The organism is Microbispora bryophytorum (assembly GCF_006874465.1).
Lineage (GTDB): Bacteria > Actinomycetota > Actinomycetes > Streptosporangiales > Streptosporangiaceae > Microbispora > Microbispora bryophytorum.
Window position 1 is genome coordinate 1 of record NZ_VIRL01000054.1, and the last position, 1,729, is coordinate 1,729.

Annotated in this window: 1 protein-coding gene; it reads right to left on the bottom strand. The window is 70.2% G+C overall.

All coding sequences use genetic code 11. The annotated features are described in order from the left end of the window. On the bottom strand, positions 1–1,729 hold a 1,729-nt coding region (gene kdpB, locus FLX07_RS35740; RefSeq protein WP_142576391.1), incomplete at both ends, for a potassium-transporting ATPase subunit KdpB.

Genomic DNA, 1,729 nt, shown 5'->3' on the forward strand with positions numbered 1-1,729 from the left:
TAGACCGCCGCGAACATGGCCGGGATGATCGCGAAATACTTCGCGATGTCGTTGGCGATGGAGAACGTCGTCAGCGCCCCCCGCGTGATCAGCAGTTGCTTGCCGATCTCGACGATCTCGATGAGCTTGGTCGGGTTGGAGTCGAGATCGACCATGTTCCCGGCCTCCTTGGCCGCCGAGGTGCCGGTGTTCATGGCCACGCCCACATCGGCCTGGGCCAGCGCGGGGGCGTCGTTGGTGCCGTCGCCGGTCATCGCGACCAGCCGGCCGCCCTCCTGCTCCTTGCGGATCAGCGCGAGCTTGTCCTCGGGGGTGGCCTCGGCCAGGAAGTCGTCCACCCCGGCCTCGTCGGCGATGGCCTTGGCGGTCAGCGGGTTGTCCCCCGTGATCATGACGGTGCGGATGCCCATCCGGCGCATCTCGTCGAACCGCTCCCGCATGCCCGTCTTGACCACGTCCTTGAGGTGGATCACCCCGAGCACCCTGGCCACGCCGGCGCTCACCTCGCCGACGACCAGCGGGGTGCCGCCGGAGGCGGAGATCCCGTCGACCAGCTGCCCGACGTGCGCGGTGGGATGCCCGCCGTTGTCGCGCACCCACGTCATGACCGAGGTCGCGGCGCCCTTGCGGACCCGGCGCCCGTCGACGTCGACGCCGGACATGCGGGTCTGCGCGGTGAACGGAACCCAGTCGGCGTGGATCAGCTCGCCCGGCCGCCGCTCGCGCAGGCCGTAGGCGTTCTTGGCGTAGACCACGATCGAACGGCCCTCGGGCGTCTCGTCGGCCAGGCTGGACAGCTGCGCCGCCTCGGCCAGGTCGAGCTCGGAGACACCCTCGGCCGGGACGAACTGCGACGCCTGCCGGTTGCCCAGGGTGATCGTGCCGGTCTTGTCCAACAGGAGTGTGCTGACGTCACCGGCGGCCTCCACCGCCCGGCCGGACATGGCCAGCACGTTGCGCTGCACCAGGCGGTCCATGCCGGCGATGCCGATGGCCGACAGCAGCGCCCCGATCGTGGTCGGGATGAGGCAGACCAGCAGCGAGATCAGCACGATGCCGGTGACGCCGTGCCCGTCCAGGGCCAGGGAGTCGGGGATACCGGGATTCTGCGCCTTGGAGTAGATCGCCAGCGGCTGCATGGTGACGGTGGCGATCAGGAAGATGATCGTCAGCGCGGCCAGCAGGATGTTGAGGGCGATCTCGTTGGGGGTCTTCTGCCGGTCGGCGCCCTCGACCAGGGCGATCATCCGGTCGATGAAGCTCTCGCCGGGTTTTTGGGTGATCCGTACGATGATCCGGTCCGACAGCACCTTGGTGCCGCCCGTGACGGCCGACCGGTCACCGCCGGACTCGCGGATCACCGGGGCGGACTCCCCGGTGATCGCCGACTCGTCCACGCTCGCGATGCCCTCGACCACGTCGCCGTCACCCGGAACGACCTCCCCGGCCTCCACGACGACGACGTCGCCCTGCCGGAGGTCGGGAGCGCCCACGGTGTCCCATTGGACCGCCGCCTGGCCAGGCTTCCAGTCCGCGAGACGGCGGGCGGTGGTGTCGCGCTTGGCCGCCCGCAGCGTGGCGGCCTGGGCCTTGCCCCGGCCCTCGGCCACGGCCTCGGCCAGGTTGGCGAACACGACCGTCAGCCACAGCCACACCACGATGGCCCAGGCGAACAACGAGGGATCGGCGATCGCGAGCACAGTGGTGAACGCCGCGCCGACCTCGACGA